Source organism: Xanthomarina maritima (genome assembly GCF_008084905.1).
Lineage (GTDB): Bacteria > Bacteroidota > Bacteroidia > Flavobacteriales > Flavobacteriaceae > Xanthomarina > Xanthomarina maritima.
Window position 1 is genome coordinate 1 of record NZ_VSFC01000015.1, and the last position, 1,925, is coordinate 1,925.

General features: G+C 36.0%; 1 protein-coding gene. It reads left to right on the forward strand.

Annotation, left to right across the window (positions count from 1 at the left end; genetic code table 11):
* On the forward strand, positions 1–1,925 hold a 1,925-nt coding region (locus FVF61_RS03085; RefSeq protein WP_148453194.1), incomplete at both ends, for a fibronectin type III domain-containing protein.

The window sequence follows — 1,925 nt, forward strand, 5'->3', positions numbered from 1 at the left end:
CACAGACGATTTAATTTCGCCAAACATTGTAGGACAATCAAATGGAACAGATGTAACTGTAGCATTCGATTATAAAATTGTGGATTGGTCTGCAGCAGTAGATCCAACACCTCCAGGATGGGGAGAATTTTTAATTCAATACTCTACAAATAATGGTGGTCTTTGGACCACTATGGGAACAATAAACGATGTCAATCACATAACTTCAAATACATGTGCAAATATAAGTTTTGTGTTACCAGCAGCAAGTATTCCAGATGGTTCAGATTTTAAATTAAGGTTTGTAAACAATTATTTTTCTGGAGACTATTATTTTTATATAGATAATGTTACTGCGTCTCAGGTGGTTGTAGACCCTCCATCATGTGTTAATTTAATAGCACCAACAAATGGCCAAACAGGAGTTGCTATTACAGCTAACTTAAGTTGGACAGCAGCAACAGGTATTCCAACAGGTTATACCCTTTCAGTTGGTACTACACCAGGAGGGACAGATATAGTTAATGACTTGGATGTAGGGTTATCTACTACATACGATTTACCAGAATTGGATTATTCAACAACATATTATGTAACAATAACACCATATAATGGAAATGGTCCAGCAGTTGGTTGTTCAGAATATTCATTTACCACAGGAGCAGATCCAAATGCACCTGTAGATTGTGGAAGTGGAATCCCAATTAACACTGTTTTTTGTTATACAAATAACGACAATACCACTTTTAGTTTTATAAGTAGTGATGGCTCCCCATTAGTAGTTGTGTTTAACTCAGGAAGTACTGAGAATAACTGGGATGAATTAATAATATTAGATTCAGATGGAACTACTAATTTAAATGCTGCAACCCCTTATGGTAATGCTGGAAACTTAGCTGGTTTAATGTTTATTTCTAGTGGTGATACAATAACCGTAGGTGTTACTTCAGATGGTTCAGGAATAAGTTGTACAAGTAACCCTTGGGACTTTGATGTATATTGTTTAGACACTACAGCATTACCTAACTGTGATGCTACTTTAACTTCGCCATTAAATGGTGCTATTGATATAGATGTGGCAACTCAAATAACTTGGTCAGCAGCTACAGTTTTTGTTACAGGATATTTTGTTTCAATAGGAACAACTACTGGAGGAACAGATATTGCAGATAATGTGGATGTAGGAGATGTACTTACATATACTCCAGGAAGCATTTTACCTTATGAATCTACAATTTATGTAACAATCACTCCGTATAACGATAATGGATCAGCCATAAACTGTAACGAAATCTCATTTACAACCGAAGTAAACCCGTATCAATGTGATGCTTCAGAACAATGTGTCTTTACATTTACTTTAGAAGATGATTTTGGTGACGGTTGGAATGGAAACACCATGACAGTGTCCCAAGACGGACTGGAAATAGAAATAATTACTTTACCTAGTGGAGCTGGACCACTTGAATTTCAAATACCACTTTGTGATGGTATCCCGTTTGAATTATTCTGGAATGCAGGAGGATCTTTCGCAAACGAAGTTATGATATCTGTTACAGATCCTTATAATGATGAGATTTATTCAATGCCAGCTGGTAGTGGAGGTCTTCGAAATACTTTATTGTTTTCTGATATGGTAAATTGTACACCTCCAACCTGTCCAAGACCTACAGATGTTACTATTGGTGTAATTAATATGACAGATGTTGAAATCTCGTGGACAGAAACAGGAACTGCTACTACTTGGGAAGTTATAGTTCAACCTTTAGGTACAGGTTATCCAATTGGTACAGAACCTGAAATTATTCAAACAACTGAAAATCCTTATATATATGGAGGTTTAAATTTAGGAACTCAATACGAAGTGTATGTAAGAGCAGTTTGTGCAGCTGATGATCTAAGCGATTGGGAAGGTCCAGTAAATTTTGATACAACTATTTGTGATG